Source organism: Streptomyces sp. NPDC002835 (assembly GCF_053591995.1).
On sequence record NZ_JBSFUW010000019.1, the window covers coordinates 91,146 to 107,041 of the forward strand.

17 protein-coding genes are annotated in these 15,896 nt (G+C 72.8%); 6 read left to right on the forward strand and 11 right to left on the reverse strand.

Translation table 11 applies throughout. From position 1 onward, the window contains the following. Positions 1-50: 50 nt before the first annotated feature. Entirely contained in the window at positions 51-662 is a 612-nt protein-coding gene (locus ACWD01_RS21355) for a hypothetical protein (RefSeq protein ID WP_451164069.1), read from the forward strand. A 46-nt stretch (positions 663-708) separates the two neighbouring features. On the opposite strand, the gene ACWD01_RS21360 is transcribed toward ACWD01_RS21355, so the two are convergent. After that, on the reverse strand, positions 709-1,461 hold the full coding sequence (locus ACWD01_RS21360) for a hypothetical protein (RefSeq protein WP_451164071.1): 753 nt from the start codon (positions 1,459-1,461) through the stop codon (positions 709-711). A gap of 145 nt (positions 1,462-1,606) precedes the next feature. Here ACWD01_RS21360 and ACWD01_RS21365 point away from each other — a divergent pair, with 145 nt between their 5' ends. After that, positions 1,607-2,680 carry an RNA ligase (ATP) gene (locus tag ACWD01_RS21365; protein ID WP_451164073.1) on the forward strand — a complete coding sequence of 358 codons (1,074 nt, stop codon included), beginning with the start codon at positions 1,607-1,609 and terminating at the stop codon, positions 2,678-2,680. 53 nt (positions 2,681-2,733) lie between these two features. Here ACWD01_RS21365 and soxR read toward each other — a convergent pair whose 3' ends face one another. Continuing rightward, positions 2,734-3,213: a redox-sensitive transcriptional activator SoxR gene (gene soxR, locus ACWD01_RS21370; protein ID WP_451164075.1), complete on the reverse strand. Its 480-nt coding sequence runs from the start codon at positions 3,211-3,213 to the stop codon at positions 2,734-2,736. A gap of 100 nt (positions 3,214-3,313) precedes the next feature. Here soxR and ACWD01_RS21375 point away from each other — a divergent pair, with 100 nt between their 5' ends. Then, positions 3,314-3,775, forward strand: coding sequence for a MaoC family dehydratase (locus ACWD01_RS21375; protein ID WP_356899194.1), 462 nt, complete (start codon positions 3,314-3,316; stop codon positions 3,773-3,775). 42 nt (positions 3,776-3,817) lie between these two features. Here ACWD01_RS21375 and ACWD01_RS21380 read toward each other — a convergent pair whose 3' ends face one another. The 3 genes from ACWD01_RS21380 to ACWD01_RS21390 form a co-directional block, all read right to left on the reverse strand. Then, entirely contained in the window at positions 3,818-4,456 is a 639-nt protein-coding gene (locus tag ACWD01_RS21380) for a TetR/AcrR family transcriptional regulator (protein ID WP_451164077.1), read from the reverse strand. Between the two features lie 71 nt (positions 4,457-4,527). Beyond that, positions 4,528-4,815 (reverse strand): YiaA/YiaB family inner membrane protein, encoded by a 288-nt coding sequence (locus tag ACWD01_RS21385; RefSeq protein ID WP_451164079.1) that lies wholly within the window; start codon positions 4,813-4,815, stop codon positions 4,528-4,530. Between the two features lie 103 nt (positions 4,816-4,918). Then, positions 4,919-6,070: an acyl-CoA dehydrogenase family protein gene (locus ACWD01_RS21390; RefSeq protein WP_451164081.1), complete on the reverse strand. Its 1,152-nt coding sequence runs from the start codon at positions 6,068-6,070 to the stop codon at positions 4,919-4,921. A gap of 69 nt (positions 6,071-6,139) precedes the next feature. Between ACWD01_RS21390 and ACWD01_RS21395 the strand changes: the two genes are divergently transcribed. From ACWD01_RS21395 to ACWD01_RS21405, 3 genes are read left to right on the forward strand one after another with little or no spacing between them, the layout of a single operon-like run. After that, positions 6,140-6,826, forward strand: a complete 687-nt coding sequence (locus tag ACWD01_RS21395; protein ID WP_451164083.1) for a TetR/AcrR family transcriptional regulator — start codon at positions 6,140-6,142, stop codon at positions 6,824-6,826. Between the two features lie 14 nt (positions 6,827-6,840). After that, complete coding sequence (locus ACWD01_RS21400) at positions 6,841-7,542, forward strand: ArsR/SmtB family transcription factor (RefSeq protein ID WP_451164085.1); 702 nt, start codon at positions 6,841-6,843, stop codon at positions 7,540-7,542. Positions 7,543-7,574: 32 nt separating this feature from the next. Continuing rightward, entirely contained in the window at positions 7,575-8,558 is a 984-nt protein-coding gene (locus ACWD01_RS21405) for a DMT family transporter (RefSeq protein WP_451164087.1), read from the forward strand. Here ACWD01_RS21405 and ACWD01_RS21410 read toward each other — a convergent pair. The 6 genes from ACWD01_RS21410 to ACWD01_RS21435 form a co-directional block, all read right to left on the reverse strand. Next, on the reverse strand, positions 8,512-9,858 hold the full coding sequence (locus ACWD01_RS21410) for an MFS transporter (RefSeq protein ID WP_451164089.1): 1,347 nt from the start codon (positions 9,856-9,858) through the stop codon (positions 8,512-8,514). The two genes, ACWD01_RS21405 and ACWD01_RS21410, sit on opposite strands and share 47 nt — an antisense overlap. Positions 9,859-10,037: 179 nt before the next feature. Next, positions 10,038-11,117: a zinc-binding dehydrogenase gene (locus ACWD01_RS21415; protein ID WP_451164091.1), complete on the reverse strand. Its 1,080-nt coding sequence runs from the start codon at positions 11,115-11,117 to the stop codon at positions 10,038-10,040. A 17-nt stretch (positions 11,118-11,134) separates the two neighbouring features. Further along, complete coding sequence (locus ACWD01_RS21420; RefSeq protein WP_451164093.1) at positions 11,135-12,529, reverse strand: aldehyde dehydrogenase family protein; 1,395 nt, start codon at positions 12,527-12,529, stop codon at positions 11,135-11,137. Positions 12,530-12,665: 136 nt separating this feature from the next. Further along, entirely contained in the window at positions 12,666-14,000 is a 1,335-nt protein-coding gene (locus tag ACWD01_RS21425; protein ID WP_451164095.1) for an ABC transporter ATP-binding protein, read from the reverse strand. 231 nt (positions 14,001-14,231) lie between these two features. Beyond that, a complete protein-coding gene (locus tag ACWD01_RS21430) occupies positions 14,232-14,903 on the reverse strand; it encodes a class F sortase (RefSeq protein WP_451164153.1) in 672 nt (223 codons plus the stop codon). A gap of 271 nt (positions 14,904-15,174) precedes the next feature. Continuing rightward, positions 15,175-15,864, reverse strand: a complete 690-nt coding sequence (locus ACWD01_RS21435; protein WP_451164097.1) for a hypothetical protein — start codon at positions 15,862-15,864, stop codon at positions 15,175-15,177. Positions 15,865-15,896 lie beyond the last annotated feature (32 nt).

A 15,896-nucleotide genomic window follows, 5' to 3' on the forward strand; every position in this document is an offset into this window, starting at 1 on the left:
CTACGTCCATTCTTCAACGCCGATGTACCAGCGACGGAGGTGGCAGGACGATGGCCGGTTTCCGGAGTCTCGCGAGACAGGTGCGCGACCCACGGTGTGATCTGGCGCTACGGCGCTACTCACTGCGCAAATGCCTGGAACGGTTCGCCCCTTACGGGCACCGCGCCACATGGGACCACCTGTGCGGCAGGCACCGTATCGACCCGGAGGACAGGGCCCCGGATCCGGCGCGGCTGGTGGCCGCGCTCGAGGAACTGGAAGAGGCACGGGCCGTCTGGCTCGCCTACGAGGACAACTTCGCGGACCGCCGCAAACGGGAGAAGCACGACGGGCTGCGGCGGCCCGGACACATCGACGACTGGCACCGCAGGACCTGGGGCGGCAACGGGGTGGCGCGCTGCGACACCCCGGCCGAGCACCCGTCCGCGCCCCTCGGGGAGGTGCTGCGCCGGCTGATCGCCGCGCTGGAGGCGGAGCCGGGGGACGGATGCCCGGTGTGCGGTGAGACGCACATCGTGTGGCGCCAGGACCTGAAGCACGAGCCGTGGACCGGCCCGGTCTGCACCGGCTGCGGCATCGTCGTGCCGCAGCCCGTGCTGACGCCGCGGGCGATGTCCGCGGCGAAGCGCGCGGGGCGGCGCGAACTCGCGCCGGTCGCATGACGCCCCACGGGTTCCGGGCCGGGCGCCCGGAACCCGTCGGCCGGCCTCACGCACCCGGCGCCGCGGCCCACACCTGAGCGGTCCAGCGCTGCTCGTACGGCAAAGCCAGCAGTCCGGTCCTGAACACGAGCATCGGGTCGGCGCCGAGGGCACGCAGCCGCCCGGGCGCGTGCTCGGCGAACCATGTCCGGAGCTCAGCGAGAGGTTCGTCACGGGTGTGGTCGCACCACCACCAGAAGACGGTCGGCGAGACCTCGCCGAGCAGATCGTCGACCCACTCCTCGGCGCAGTCGGCCAGATGCCGGTCGGCCGGCCCGCCGACCGGCTGAGCGGCCCACTCGGCGAGGTACGGCGTCACGGTGGAGCTCGCGGTCACGCATGCCTCGAACACGTCGTGCACCGGGTACGGCGGCGCGGCGGAGGTGACCGTGTCCGTCCACCAGGTCTCGAGGAACACCCGTACCGCACCGGCCTGTTCGTCCGGCCAGTCGCGCCAGCCGGAGCGTCCGAGGCCGGTCAGCTCATAGGCGTCGAGCCCGGCGAACCGGCCCGTCGCCAGCCGCTCGGCGAGCTGCGGCAGGATCCGGCGCACGGCGGCCGGGTGGTCGTCGAAGTGGTCCGGCACCTCGTGGGCGTACATCCGCAGCACGTCGTCGGGCAGTGCCACGTCCGGGGTGCGCAACAGGGCCGTCTCCTGCGGCAGATGGCACAGGCCGCAGCCCGTCTCGCCGGGACTGGTCAGGCCGGCGAAGACCGTGCGTACGCGGTCCACCGCCGCGTCGAGTGGAGAGGAGGCCATGCGGGCCACGTCCCGTCCGGTACTCCGGTCGCGGCTCCCGCCCGCCGAAGAGCGCGACGTTACCAGGGCGGAAATCCGCTGGGCCAACGGGTTTGGCCAGCCCCACAGTTGGCGTCGATGCGAACCACCACCGAGGAGCCCTGAGATGTCGACGCTGCGCGTCACCGCCGAAGTCCTGACCGTGCACGAACACCCGAACGCCGACGCGCTGGAGCTGGCCCAGGTGGGTCTGTACCGCGCCGTCGTCGCCAAGGGCGTCTACCGCACCGGCGACGCCGCGCTGTACATCCCGGAGCAGGCCGTGCTCCCGGCAGGGCTCATCGAGGAGTTGGGGCTGACCGGGCGCCTCGCGGGTGGTGACGCCAACCGGGTCAAGGCGGTGCGGCTGCGGGGTGAGCTGTCGCAGGGGATCGTGTGCCGGCCGCGGGCGCTCGCGGACGTGGATCTGGTCCGGGCCGCCGAGGACGGGACGGACTTCGCGGACCTGCTGTCGATCACCAAGTGGTCGCCGCCGGTCCCGTCCCGGATGAGCGGTGACGTGGAGGCGGCCCCGGACCTGCTGCCGTGGGTGGACATCGAGAATCTGCAGCGCCACCCGGACATCTTCGAGCCCGGCGAGCCGGTCGTGCTGACCGAGAAGCTCCACGGCTCGGCCTGCCTGACGACCTACAGCACGGCGGACGGCGGCCGGGTGCAGGTCTCGTCCAAGGGGTTCGGCGCCAAGGGCCTGGCACTGAAGCAGGACCCGGCCAACCTGTACTGGCGCGCCGTCCTCGGGCACGGCGTGCCCAAGATCGCGGCGCGTCTCGCCGAACGGCTCGGCGCGAGCCGGGTGGGCCTGTTCGCCGAGGTCTACGGCGCCGGTGTCCAGGACCTCGGCTACGGCAAGGACGCCCGGGCCGAGGACGGCCTCGGATACGCGGTCTTCGACATCTCCGCCGAGATCGACGGCCAGGTCCGCTGGCTGGACGCGGCGGCCGTGCTCGGCGGCGAACTGCCCGTGGTACCACGGCTGTTCGAGGGCCCGTACGACGCGGACACGGTGCTGGAGCTGGCGAGCGGCCGCGAGACGGTCTCGGGACGCAAGCTGCATCTGCGGGAGGGCGTGGTCGTCCGGCCCGCGGTCGAGCGGTACAGCCCGGTCACCGGCGGGCGGGCCATCGCCAAGGCGGTGAGCCCGGCGTATCTGACCCGCAAGGGCGGTACCGAGTTCGAGTAGCGCCGGCCAGGAGGCGGGCCCGCCACGGGGGTGCGGGCCCGCCTCCACCTGCGTCAGGCGCCGTCGCCCTTGGCGCGGCCCCGCTCCGGCAGCAGTCGCGAGCCGGTCAGCCGCTCGCCGAAGACGTCGTCCGGGTTGGACAGGACGCAGTTCTCCAGGGAGAGGCAGCCGCAGCCGATGCAGTCGGTCAGATGGTCGCGGAGCCGGCTGAGCTGCTTGATCCGCTCGTCGAGTTCCCCGCGCCACGCCTCGGAGAGCCGGGCCCAGTCGTCGCGGTCGGGCGTCCGCTCCTCCGGCAGCTCCGCGAGGGCCTCCCTGATGGTGGCGAGGGGGATGCCGACGCGTTGCGCGGCGCGGACGAAGGCGACCCGGCGCAGCGCGTCCCGGCTGTAGCGGCGCTGGTTGCCGCTGGTGCGGCGGCTGGTGATGAGGCCCTTGGACTCGTAGAAGTGCAGGGCGGACACGGCCGCGCCGCTGCGCGCGGAGAGCTGGCCGACCGTGAGCTCGTGGATCTTCTCTGGAATCTGCGGCACCCCTCGAAGCCTACTGGTCCGTCGTTGACAGAACGACGCCTGCCCAACCATGCTGAGCAAGCGCTTAGACATCAGTCTTCGAGAGGCAGGGACCAGGGACATGGCAGAGCCGAGGATCTTCACCTCCCCCGAGGAGCTGCGCGCCGGCGTCGGCGAGCAGCTGGGGCACAGTGACTGGCTGGAGGTCGACCAGAAGCGGATCGACCTCTTCGCCGACGCCACCGGTGACCACCAGTGGATCCATGTGGACCCGGAGCGTGCCGCGAGCGGCCCCTTCGGCACGACGATCGCCCACGGCTACCTGACGCTCTCGCTGCTGCCCGCGCTGGTGCCGCAGGTCCTGCGCGTCGAGGGCATGAAGATGGGCATCAACTACGGCACCAACAAGGTCCGCTTCCCGGCCCCGGTGCCGGTGGGCTCGCGGCTGCGGGCGACCGCGGTCCTGCAGAGCGTCGACGAGGTGGGCGGGGGCGTGCAGGTGACCGCCCTCGTCACGATCGAGCGCGAGGGCGGCGAGAAGCCGGTGTGTGTGGCGGAGTCGCTGTCCCGCTACTTCTTCTGAGGCCCGCCGCCGGTGAGCGCCCGGCGGCGCTCCGGGGAGCGCTCAGTCCTTCCGGGCGCTCACCATCCGCAGGACGAGGTCGGCGTAGAGCGCGCCGACCTCGTCGGGCGTCCGGCGGCCCTGGGTGTTGAACCAGCGCGCCACGTCGATGCAGAGCGACAGCACCGCGACCGTGGTGCCGGGCACGTCGGGCACGTCGAACTCGCCCGTCTCGACCCCCTCGCTGAGGATGCGGCGCACCACGGCGTCGCTCTGCCTGCGCAGCCCGAAGATCTCGGTGCGGTGCGCGTCGCTCAGCGCGTCGAGTTCGTACTGCACCACCCGGGCGGTGGTGTGCCGGCCGGCGTGCCAGCGGACGAAGGAGCGCACGGCGCCGGCCAGCCGCTCGGTGGGCGTGCCGCCGTCGTCGTACGCGGCGTTGAGGATCTCGAGGGCCTTGTCGTGCCCGATCCGGCTGATCCGGTGGAGCAGCTCTTCCTTCGTCTTGTAGTGGATGTAGAGCGCTGCCGGGCTCATGCCGGCGCGGCCGGCGATGTCCCGGGTGGTGGTGGCATGGTAACCGCGCTCGGCGAACGCCTCGACGGCGGCGACGAGCAGTTTCCTCGCCGCCTCCGGAGTCACCTCGTCCCACGGCTTCTCGTCGCCGGCCGCCCGGTCCGCCGTCTCGTCCGCCGCACTCATCGCTCGTTCGCCCCTTTCGTGGCACAGGACGAACACCATACCCCGAAGCTGAGCAAGCGCTTAGAGCCTGATCAGAGCTTCTGGAACGGATCGTGCTCCGCGAGCAGCTTCTCCAGCCTGGCCTGATCCACCCGGCTCACGATCTGGCCGGCCTCCTGCCGGTCCCTGACCACCTTGGCCAGCGTGAAGGCGGAGGTCGTGAGATAGAGGACCGCGATGCCGAGGAAGGCGCGCACCCAGGCGTCGATCTCCATGTTGAAGATCCCGACGCCGACGGCCGCGAGCGCGACGCCGAAGGAGGCGACGGCCTGCCCGTAGTACGCCGCGGTGTTCTGCTGCTTGACCGGTGTCTCACTCATGCGCACAGCTTCGCGGCGCGGTACGCGGACTGCATGAGGTCCCGTACTCACTTCGTCTACTCGGCTACTCAGCCGGCCGGCAGGCCCTGGAGGCCGGCCCGTCTCAGAAGGCGGAGACCCCGGTCAGCGCGCGGCCGATGATCAGCTTCTGGATCTGGCTGGTGCCCTCGTAGAGCGTCATCACCCGGGCGTCGCGCAGCAGCTTGCCGACGGGGTACTCGTCGATGTAGCCGTAACCGCCGAAGACCTGGAGGGCGTTGTTGGCGGCGCGCACGGCCGCCTCGGAGGCGAACAGCTTGGCCTTGGACGCGGCGGTGGCGAACTCCTCGCCGCGCTCGATCAGATCGGCGACACGCCAGGTCAGCAGCCGGGCGGCGTCCACGTCGACGGCGATGTCGCTGATCAGCTCCTGGACCAGCTGGTAGTGCGCGATGGACCTGCCGAACTGCTCACGCTCCTTCGCGTAGCCGACCGCGGCGTCGAGGGCCGCCTGCGCGATGCCGACGCAGCCGGCCGCGACCGACATCCGGCCCTTGGCGAGGGCGGACATGGCGATGGAGAAGCCCTTGCCCTCGGGGCCGAGCATGGCGGAGCCGGGCACCCGGACGTCCTCGAGCACCAGCTCGGCGGTGGCCTGGCCGCGCAGCCCGAGCTTGCCGTGGATGGTGCGGCGGCCGAGACCGGGGGCGCCGGTGGGGACGAGGAAGGCGGAGACGCCCTTGTGGCCGGGGGTGTCGTTGGTCCGGGCGAAGAGCAGTACCACGTCGGCCCAGGTGCCGTTGGTGATGAACATCTTGGAGCCGTTGATCACCCAGTCGTCGCCGTCGCGGACGGCCCTGGTGGTGAGGCTGCCCGCGTCGGACCCGGTGCCGGGCTCGGTGAGGCCGAAGCAGCCGAGCGCGTCACCGGCGGTGAGCCGGGGCAGCCAATGGCGCTTCTGCTCCTCTGTGCCGTACGAGGCGATCGTCTTGGTGACCAGCCCCAGCGACACGGAGACGATGCCGCGCACCGAGGAGTCGCCGCGGCCGAGTTCCTCGGTGACGAGGCAGTACGAGAGGTGGTCGCCGCCGGAGCCGCCGTACTCCTCGTCGACGGTGAGTCCGAGGAAGCCGAGCGAGCCCAGCTTCTTCACGATGCCCCGGTCGACGCTCTCCGCGCGGTCCCACTCGACGACGTGCGGGGTGATCTCGCGGTCGACGAAGTCCCTCGCCAGCTGCCGGACGGCGGTCCGCTCCTCACCGAGCTCCAGGTCCATGCGCGGGCACCCACCTTTCACGTTTAACTATCACTGCTAGTTTCCAGGCCCGGGCCTACTATGTGCCGCATGGCCCGACCGCGCAAGCCCCTTCTCAGCAGAGACCGCATCGTCGAGACGGCGAGCGCGCTCGTGGACGCGGAGGGGCTCGACGCGGTCTCCACCCGGCGCCTCGCAGCCGAGCTGGGCGTCAGCGGCCCCTCGCTCTACAACCACTTCCGCAACAAGGACGAGATCCTCGACGCCGTCGCCGACGCGGTCAGTGCCCGTGTCGACCTGTCGATGTTCGACGAGGGCGACGGCCGCGACTGGCGCACCGCCCTGCACGACTGGGCCGTCTCCTACCGCGCCGCGCTGAGCGCCCACCCCAACACCGTCCCGGTCCTCGCCCGCGGTCCCGGCCGCCGCCCGGCGGGCCTCAAGGTCGCCGACGCCGTCTTCGGCGCGATGGTCCGGGCCGGCTGGCCGCCCGCCCAGGCCACCCGCATCGGCGCGCTGATGCGCTACTTCATCACCGGCTCCGCCCTCGGCTCCTTCGCCCGCGGCTTCGTGGAGGACGCCACCGCCTACGACCCGGCCGACTACCCGCACCTCGGCCAGGCCCACCTGCTCGCGCAGCGCCAGGAGCGGGTCGACGAGGGCGCGTTCGAGACGGGCCTGCGGGCGCTGCTCGACGGGCTGGCGCTGCAGTACGAGGCGGCCGTGCAGGACGCCGCCCTGCACGGCACCCTTCGGCCGTCGCCGAAGAACGGCTGACGCATCCTGGGGGCATGACCTCCTCCCGTGATCTCGCCGCTCTCGCGGCGCTGCTCGCCGACGAGACCCGGGCCTCCTTCGCGCTCGCGCTGCTCGACGGGCGGGCCTGGACCGCCGGGGAGCTCGCCCGCCACGCCGGGGTCGCCGCGTCCACTGCGAGCGAGCACCTCGGCAAGCTGGTGTCCGGCGGGCTCCTCGCACAGGAGCGGCAGGGCAGGCACCGGTATCTGCGGCTCGCCGACGAGCGGGCGGCGCAACTGGTCGAGGAGCTGGCCGCGTACGCCGGACCGCCGGGACCGGTCCGGCCGCCGCGGTCGCTGCGCGAGTCGAGCGCCGCCGCCGCGATGGCCCGGGGCCGTACCTGCTACGACCATCTCGCGGGGCGGCTCGGCATCACCGTCACCGGGGCCATGACCGCCCGCGGCCTGCTGAGCCAGGACACCGGCTTCGCGCTCACCGACGCGGGCACCGGCTGGTTCGCCGAGCTGGGCGTCCCGCTCGACGCCGCGGGCCGGCGGCCACTTGCCCGCCGCTGCCTCGACTGGACCGAACGACGGCCGCATCTCGCCGGCCTGGCGGGCGCCCGGCTGTGCCGGCACGCGCTGGACAGCGGGTGGTGCGTGCGCATCGGCTCCGAGCGGGCGGTGAAGGTGACCCCGGACGGCGAGAGGGCGCTCCATGCGCTGCTCGGCATCGATCCGGAAATATTGCGGTGAGCGCCGAACGGTCCACGCCGTACGGTCCTGGCATGACGAAGCAGATCCGCCACCCCGAGTGGCCCGCGCTGGTGGCCGCGGGCGTGACCGTCGTGCTGTGGGCCTCGGCGTTCGTGTCCATCCGCAGCGCCGGCGAGGCCTACTCCCCCGGCGCGCTCGCCCTCGGCCGGCTGCTCGCGGGATCGCTCGCGCTCGGCTGCGTGCTGCTGATCCGGCGCGAGGGGCTGCCGCCGCGCGCCGCGTGGCCGGGCATCGCCGTGTCCGGACTGCTCTGGTTCGGCATCTACATGGTGGTGCTCAACTGGGGTGAGCAGCAGGTCGACGCGGGCACGGCGGCGATGGTGGTGAACATCGGCCCGGTCCTCATCGCCCTGCTCGGAGCCCGGCTGCTCGGCGAGGGCCTGCCGCCCCGGCTGGTGGCGGGCATGGCCGTGTCGTTCGGCGGGGCGGTGGTGGTCGGCCTGTCGATGTCCGGCGAGGGCGGGGCCTCCACGCTGGGGGTGCTGCTGTGCCTGCTGGCCGCGGTGGGCTACGCGGGCGGTGTGGTGGCGCAGAAGCCGGCGCTGGCGCACGGGAGCGCGCTGCAGGTGACGACGTTCGGGTGCCTGGTGGGGACGGTTGCGTGTCTGCCGTTCGCGGGGCAGCTCGTCGGCCAGGCCGCGGATGCGCCGCTGTCCGCCACGCTCAACATGGTCTATCTGGGCGTCTTCCCGACGGCGCTGGCCTTCACGACGTGGGCGTACGCGCTGGCCCGTACGACAGCGGGCCGGATGGGCGCGACCACGTACGCGGTGCCCGCGCTGGTGGTGCTGATGTCGTGGCTGGCCCTGGACGAGGTCCCGGGGCTGCTGACCCTCGCGGGTGGCGCGCTGTGCCTGGCCGGGGTGGCCGTCTCGCGCTCCCGGCCCCGCTCCCGGCCGCGGCCGGTGTGCGCGGCCGGGAGCGAGGGGCCGGGGAGCGGGGAGGCCGTCAGCTCTCCGCCGGCTCCTTCGCGGCCCGGGCGGCCAGGATCCTGATCGAGACGAGGGCGATCACGGCCAGCCCGATGATGTAGGCGGACACGGCCATCGAGGTCCCGGTCACCTCCAGCAGCAGGACCATGATGAACGGCGCCAGGCCGCCGCCGAGGACGGCGGCGATCTGGTAGCCGAGGGACGCCCCGGTGTAGCGCATCTCCGCGGTGAACAGCTCGGCGAAGAGCGCGGCCTGCGGCCCGTACATGATGCTCAGGAAGCAACTGGTGACGAAGGTCCCGACACCGAGCCACAGCAGCGAGGCGGTGTCGATCAGCAGGAACATGGGCACCGCCCAGACCAGCAGCCCGACGGCGCCCGCGGCGTAGATCCGCAGTCGTCCGATGCGGTCGGAGAGGGCCGCCGCGGCGGGTATCAGCACGAGCTGGGTGAGGCTCACGCCCAGGGACACCGCCAGCACGGCGCCGCGGTTCATCTCGAGTTCGCGGGTCGCGTAGTCGAGCACGCCGGTGATGATGATGTAGAAGGTGGCCGTGTTCACGGCGAACGAGCCGCCGGCGAGGAAGACGGTGCCGAGGTGGTCGCGCAGGATCGTGCGCAGCGGCGACCGGGCGGCGCTCTCGCCCTTCTCCCGCTCGGCGAGCGCGCGCTCCGCCTTGCGGAACTCGGGCGTCTCCTCGACCCGGGTGTGGATGTACCAGGCGAGGCCGAGGACGAGGAAGCCGACGAAGAACGGCACCCGCCAGCCCCAGGCGGCGAAGGTGCTCTCGCTGGTGAGCGAACCGGCCACGAGGAACACGGTGTTGGCGGTCACCACGCCGATGGGGACGCCGAGCTGGACCAGGCTGCCGTAGAGGCCGCGCTTGCCCTTGGGGGCGTACTCGGTGGCCATGAGCATGGCCCCGCCCCACTGGGCGCCGACGGCGAGGCCCTGCACGATGCGGAGCAGGACCAGCAGGATCGGGGCGGCGATGCCGATCGTCTCGTACGTGGGGAGCAGGCCGATTCCGGCGGTCGCGACGCCCATCATGGTCAGCGCGAGGACCAGCATCGGCTTGCGGCCCCGCTTGTCGCCGAGCTGGCCGGCGATGACGCCGCCGACGGGGCGGGCGAGGAAGCCGACCGCGAAGGTGGCGAAGGCGGCCAGTACGCCGGCGGAGGAACTGCCGGCGGGGAAGTACAGGTCGCCGAGGACGAGGGCGGCGGCGATGCCGAAGACGAAGTAGTCGTACCACTCGACGGCGGACGCGAGCGCGGCCGCGGTGGCGACCCGGCGCCGCCGGGGATCGGCCGGGGCGGGGCCCGAGTCGGGGGTGTCCGTGAGCTGGGGAGCGGTGTCCATGCGTGCACACTCCGTTGGTGCGGGGACGGGAGTGCGGGGAACGTACCGACCGGTGGGTATGTAGGTCAACGGGTTGGACGAAGGCATTCCGCTACGGCTGCCTCGGCGGTGCCGGGCGGTTCCGGGCATGGCGAAGCGGGGCCGGGCACTCGGGCCCGGCCCTGCAGGTCGGCGCAGGGTCAGAACACGACCAGCGCCCGGCCGCCCTTCCCCGCCGGCATGTTGTCGAACGCCGCCGGGATGCCGTCCAGGGCGATCCGCTCCGTGACGAGCGCGCTCACGTCCAGCCGGCCCGCGCGGATGTGGTCCGCGAGGACCGGGAGGTCGGCGGCCGGGTCGGAGTTCCCGTAGACGCAGCCGGACAGGGTGCGGCCCCAGTGGAAGAGTTCCAGCGCGTGGAACGTGACCTTCTGGTCCTTGCCGCCGATGCCGACGACCACCGCGCGGCCGCCGCGGCGGGTGGAGTCCCAGGCGGCGCGGATCGTCGCGGCGCGGCCGACGCACTCGATGGCCACGTCCGCGCCCCGCTTGCCCGTCAGGGCCCGGATCTCCCGCGCCGTGGTGTCGGAGGCGACGACGTACTCGGTGGCCCCGGCCCGGCGGGCCAGCTCCTCCTTCTCCGGGGAGACGTCGACGGCGATCACGCGGCCCGCGCCCGCGATCCGGGCCGACTGGAGGGTGGCGAGGCCGACCCCGCCGACACCGAAGACCACGACGGACTCGCCCTCGCGCACCCGCGCCGCGTTGTGGACGGCGCCGTAGCCGGTGAGCACGGCGCAGCCGAGCAGGGCGGCGTCGGTGAGGGGGACGCCGTCGGGGACGGGCAGGACGCACTTCGCGTCGACGACCGTCTCCTCGGCGAACGCCCCGACGTTCAGACCGGTATGGAGGCCGGTGCCGTCCGGTGCCGTGGCGTGCACCCGGCTGGAGCCGGCCAGCGCGTCGTCGCACAGCCACACCTCGCCGATCGTGCAGGCGTGGCAGCTGCCGCAGGAGGGCGCCCAGTTGAGGACGACGCCGTCGCCGGGCGCGACATGGGTGACGTCGTCGCCGACGGAGACGACCGTGCCGGCGCCCTCGTGGCCGAGCACGGCGGGGACGGACACCCGCATGGTGCCGTTGGACAGGGACAGGTCGGAGTGGCACACCCCGGCGGCGGCGAGCCTGACGCGGACCTGGCCGGGGCCGGGCTCCGGCAGGGAGATCTCCGTGATCTCCAGGGGAGCTCCGACGGCGGGCAGGACGACTGCACGGACCACGATGGTTTCCTTACCGCTCAGAACTGGAGGGACTTGGTCTGGAGGTACTCGGCGAGGCCGTGCGGGCCGAGCTCGCGGCCGACGCCGGACTGCTTGTAGCCGCCGAACGGCGCCAGCGGGTTGAAGCGGCCGCCGTTGATGTCGACCTGGCCGGTGTCCATCCGGCGGGCGAAGGCCGCGGCCTCGGCGTCGTCGCCCGCCCACACCGCGCCGGCGAGCCCGTAGACGGTGCTGTTGGCGATGGCGAGGGCCTCGTCCTCGTCGTCGTACTTCATCAGTGAGAGGACCGGCCCGAAGATCTCCTCCTGGGCGACGGCCATGTCCGCCGTGACGTCGGCGAAGATGGTGGGGCTGACGTAGTAGCCGCTCTCCAGCGGCGCGTCGGGGCCGCCGGCGACGAGCCGGGCGCCCTCCGCGACGCCCTTGGCGATGTAGCCCCGGACCCGCTCCTGCTGCTTGGCGTTGACCAGCGGGCCGACCCGGTCGCCGGGGACGTACTTGGCGACGGCGGTCGCGGCGAGCTCGACGGCCTCCTCGTACCGGTCGCGGTGGACGAGCATCCGGGTCCAGGCGCTGCAGGTCTGGCCGGAGTTGGACATCACGTTGGCGACGCCGACGTTCACCGCCTTCGCGAGGTCGGCGCTCGGCAGGATCACATTGGCGGACTTGCCGCCGAGTTCGAGCGCGACGCGCTTGATCGCGCCGCCCGCGATCGCGCCGATCCGTCGGCCGACGGCGGTGGAGCCGGTGAAGGACACCAGGTCGACGCCCTGGTGCTCGGCGAGCGCCTGGCCGGCCACCGGCCCGAGCCCGGTGACGAGGTTGAAGACGCCCGCCGGGATCCCCGCGGCGTCGACGGCCTCGGCGAAGAGCTGGGCGACCAGCGGGGTGTCCTCCGCGGGCTTGAGCACGACGGTGCAGCCCGCCGCCAGCGCGGGGGCGACCTTGGCGACGATCTGGTGCAGCGGGTAGTTCCACGGGGTGATCGCGCCGACGACGCCGACCGGCTCCAGCAGCACGGTGGAATTGCCGAGCTTCTCCTCGAAGGAGTACGAGCCGGCGAGTTCCGCGTAGGACCCGGCGACCATGACGGGCAGACCCGCGTGGACCGCCCGGGCCAGGGCGGGCGGAGCGCCGAGTTCCGCCGTGACCGTCTCCGCGATCTCCTCCGCCCGCTGCGCGAGCTCGTCCCGGAGGGCCGCCAGCAGCCGCGCCCGCTCGGCGGGCGGCGTCGCCGCCCAGGCGGGGAAGGCGGCGCGCGCGGCGCGTACGGCGGCGTCGACGTCCTCCACCGTGCCGGCCGGGACATGGGCGATGACCTGCTCGTCCGCGGGGTTGATCACCGCGATCGCGTCCGATGCCGCGGCCGGCCGCCACTGGCCGCCGATGTACATGCCGTCGTGGGCCTTCATCGCTCTCCTCCACGCCTGGGGGTACCGTCCGCCCCAAACTAGCGCCGTTAGTTTTACGGCGCCAGGGGCATCCGGCGTGCCGCCCGCCGCTGTCCGGCCGGCGTGACCCCGATCAGGCGGGCGAGGCGTGGCCGGATCAGGCGTCGAGACCCGGCAGGTCCATCGGGGCCGGGCAGATACGGCGGCCCTGGTGGTCGAAGACATAGAGGTGGGCGAGGTCGACGAGGAGCGGCACCTGGGCGCCGGTGCGCACCCGCAGATCGGGGCCGGTGCGGACGACGAGGTCGCTCGGGTCGGCCGTCCGCCGCTCGTGGACGGGCCCCGGGTCCGGCCCGTCGAGCACCGCGACCGGCCCGGCGACCTGGGCCATCGCGCGGTCCTTCAGCCGGGTCAGCACTCCCGGCCCGACGTTTCTGCGCCGCCGTACGGGCGACTGCGGGCGTCGTGGCGACTCCAGCTCGGCGACCACGGCGGGCCGGGAGCCGGTGTTGAAGTGCACCAGCGTCTCGTGCCCCTGGTACTCGGTGTGCTCGACGATCCCGGTGAGCGCGACCTCTCCCGGGCGGGCCTGGCTGGGCGGCGCGACCCGGACGGCCTCCGACCGCAGGCCGACGATGATCTGCCGGCCCTGCTGGATGCGCAGCAGCTGGTGGTCGGGGCTCAGCGGTTCTGGCAGCGGCAGCCGCTGGCGGCCGAGGTCGATGGACATCCTGCCGTCCAGCGGCGCGTGGACGACGGCCTGGAGCAGATTGATCCGGGGCGTGCCGATGAAGGCGGCGACGAACACGTTCGCCGGCAGGGCGTAGGTGTCACGCGGGGTGCTGACCTGCTGGAGCACGCCGCCGCGCATCACCGCGACCCGGTCGCCGAGGGACATCGCCTCCGCCTGGTCGTGGGTGACGTAGACGGTGGTGACGCCCAACTCGCCGGTGAGGCGGGCTATTTCGGCACGCAGGTGGTTGCGCAGTTTGGCGTCGAGGTTGGACAGCGGCTCGTCCATCAGGAAGACGGCGGGCCGCCTCGAGATGGCCCGGCCCATCGCCACGCGCTGGCGTTCGCCGCCGGAGAGCTGGGCGGGGAAGCGGTCGAGGAGGTCCTCGATGCCGAGCATCCGGGCGGTGGCCTCGACGCGGGGGTTGCGGTCGGCCCTCGGGTTCTCCAGCTTCAGCGGGAAGCCGATGTTCTCCCGGTTGGTCATGTTGGGGTAGAGCGCGAAGTTCTGGAAGACCATGGCCATGTCGCGTTCCCGCGGCGGGAGGTCGTTGGCGTACTCGCCGTCGAGCAGCAGCTCGCCCTCCGTGATGTCCTCCAGCCCGGCGATCATCCGCAGCACCGTCGACTTGCCGCAGCCCGAGGGGCCCAGCAGGACGAGGAACTCCCCCGGTGCGACACCGAGGGAGAAGCGGTCGACGGCCCGGGGAGCACGGCCGTATCTCTTGCTGACGTTGTGCAGAGCGATGGCGCGAGTCATGAGGTCCCGCCCGGGATGAGAAGGGGCAGCTGTGTGGCCAGAAGTTAACCCACTGTGTCCCGTCAGGGAATGGATCGCGCACGACGGAAGGGGCGCTTGTTACACATGTGTCCACCATCCGAGACCGCCCGGCGGGTCCGGCGTGAACTTCCCGGCCGTGTACGGCGGTTGGAATCCGGCCGCGGGGCCCGCCGGGAACATGCCCGGCCGGCCCCGCGTGCCACTCGGCGATCAGACCTGTTTCACGTCCGTGAGATGGGCGAAGACGACGACGTTGGCTGCGTAGCCGGTCTTCTTGTCGAAGCTGCCCCCGCAGGTCAGCAGCCGCAGTTCGGGCCGGCCGGTGTGGCCGTACACCTCGGCGTCGGGGAACTCCTTCTTCGTGTAGGTGCGCACCTTGTCGACGGTGAAGACCGCCGTACGCCGGTCCGCGCGTACGACGTCGACCTTGTCGCCCGGCTTCAGCGCGTTGAGGTTGAGGAAGATGGCCGGGCCGGTCTTGGTGTCGCGGTGGCCGACCAGCAGGGACGTGCCCCTCTCCCCCGGCGCGGGACCGTCGCGGTACCAGCCGACGAGGCGCGGGTTGTCCACCGGGGGTGCGGTGAGCCGGCCGTGGCGGTCGAGGCCGAGGCCCGTCACGGGCGACTCGATGGTGATGGCCGGGATCGACAGCTTCTTCGCCGGGGAGGGCGGCAGGGCGAGCGCGGTGCCCCGTTCGCTCTTCTTCGGCGCCGGCGCCGGTTCGGGAGTCGGCGTGGCGGCGGGGGGTGTCCGCGGGGCCGGTGTCCCGGCCGGGTCTCCGGGCGGCTTTCCGGGCGGCTTTCCGGCCGGATTTCCGGGCGGTTTTCCGGGCGGGGTGGGCGCCGGGCCCGCGGTACGGGTGGTGAGCGGCGGCAGATCGATGTCGTTCGAGCTGCCGCCCCCCGCCTTGCCGTCCTTCGCGCCGGCCCCTGCCACGGGACCGGCACCGGCGCCTTCCCCGGCGGACGCGGCGGCGGCCGGCTCGCCGGACGCGAGCGGCCGGTCCGCCGCGACGGTGACCTGCGACGCGTCCGGGGGCGGGTCCTCGCACCCCCGGACGACGCCGGTGACCAGAGTGGCCGTCACGCTGAGCGTGATGGTCAGACGACAGGCTCGGCTGGGTCCGCGTCGACGACGGCGGCGACTGCGGACGTTACGCGGCGCCATGGGCGCGGCGGCGGGCCCGTCGGACGACGACCAGTCCGGCCAGTCCGGCGGCGCCGGCGACGAGCGCGGTGCTCATGCCGACGGAGGAACCGTCGTCGCCGCCCGTGCCGCCGTCACCCGCCATGCCGCCGCCGCCCGCGGGGACCGCGCCGTGCGGCGAGCCCTTGTCGCCCTTCGACCAGTCCGTGCTGTTCTGGTCGTCCTGGATCTTGTCCTTCTCCGAGCCCTTGGCGCCGCGCTTGTCCCCGTACTTGTCGCAGTCGACGGTGAAGACCTTCTGCTTGTCCTCGGGGTTGCCCGGGACGGTCCAGGTGAGCAGGTAGTCGCCGTCGGGAAGGGCGTACTCCTCGGTGTGGCCGCGGCCGGCGATGAGCGCGATGGTGTCGTTCAGCGTGGGCCCGGTGGCCGTCGGGGGCTGCGGGGTGATGTTCCACTCGAGCAGCTCGAGGCTCTCGAAGTTGAACGCGCTGAGGCTGAACTTGCAGACCCCCTTGAGGTCGTCCCGGGTGTCCCAGTGCGGGACGCCGGCCTTGTGGATCTTGAGGTCGCCGCTGTCGCCGGGCTGGGCGAACGCCGCCGGGGCCCCCGCCAGCGTCACGCCGGCGTAGGCCAGAACGGCGAGGGCGGCGGCCCCCGTGCGGACACGGCGGGGACGGAGAGTTGCGGTCCTGCTCATGCGAGGCTCCTTCAAGCCGATGTGATTGTCAT

Bases quoted from the DNA above. Each gene is read 5' to 3' on its own strand.
- ACWD01_RS21355 (WP_451164069.1), top strand. From the start codon at position 51: ATGGCCGGTTTCCGGAGTCTCGCGAGACAGGTGCGCGACCCACGGTGT.
- ACWD01_RS21360 (WP_451164071.1), bottom strand. From the start codon at position 1,461: ATGGCCTCCTCTCCACTCGACGCGGCGGTGGACCGCGTACGCACGGTC.
- ACWD01_RS21365 (WP_451164073.1), top strand. From the start codon at position 1,607: ATGTCGACGCTGCGCGTCACCGCCGAAGTCCTGACCGTGCACGAACAC.
- ACWD01_RS21375 (WP_356899194.1), top strand. From the start codon at position 3,314: ATGGCAGAGCCGAGGATCTTCACCTCCCCCGAGGAGCTGCGCGCCGGC.
- ACWD01_RS21380 (WP_451164077.1), bottom strand. From the start codon at position 4,456: ATGAGTGCGGCGGACGAGACGGCGGACCGGGCGGCCGGCGACGAGAAG.
- ACWD01_RS21385 (WP_451164079.1), bottom strand. From the start codon at position 4,815: ATGAGTGAGACACCGGTCAAGCAGCAGAACACCGCGGCGTACTACGGG.
- ACWD01_RS21390 (WP_451164081.1), bottom strand. From the start codon at position 6,070: ATGGACCTGGAGCTCGGTGAGGAGCGGACCGCCGTCCGGCAGCTGGCG.
- ACWD01_RS21395 (WP_451164083.1), top strand. From the start codon at position 6,140: ATGGCCCGACCGCGCAAGCCCCTTCTCAGCAGAGACCGCATCGTCGAG.
- ACWD01_RS21400 (WP_451164085.1), top strand. From the start codon at position 6,841: ATGACCTCCTCCCGTGATCTCGCCGCTCTCGCGGCGCTGCTCGCCGAC.
- ACWD01_RS21405 (WP_451164087.1), top strand. From the start codon at position 7,575: ATGACGAAGCAGATCCGCCACCCCGAGTGGCCCGCGCTGGTGGCCGCG.
- ACWD01_RS21410 (WP_451164089.1), bottom strand. From the start codon at position 9,858: ATGGACACCGCTCCCCAGCTCACGGACACCCCCGACTCGGGCCCCGCC.
- ACWD01_RS21420 (WP_451164093.1), bottom strand. From the start codon at position 12,529: ATGAAGGCCCACGACGGCATGTACATCGGCGGCCAGTGGCGGCCGGCC.
- ACWD01_RS21425 (WP_451164095.1), bottom strand. From the start codon at position 14,000: ATGACTCGCGCCATCGCTCTGCACAACGTCAGCAAGAGATACGGCCGT.
- ACWD01_RS21435 (WP_451164097.1), bottom strand. From the start codon at position 15,864: ATGAGCAGGACCGCAACTCTCCGTCCCCGCCGTGTCCGCACGGGGGCC.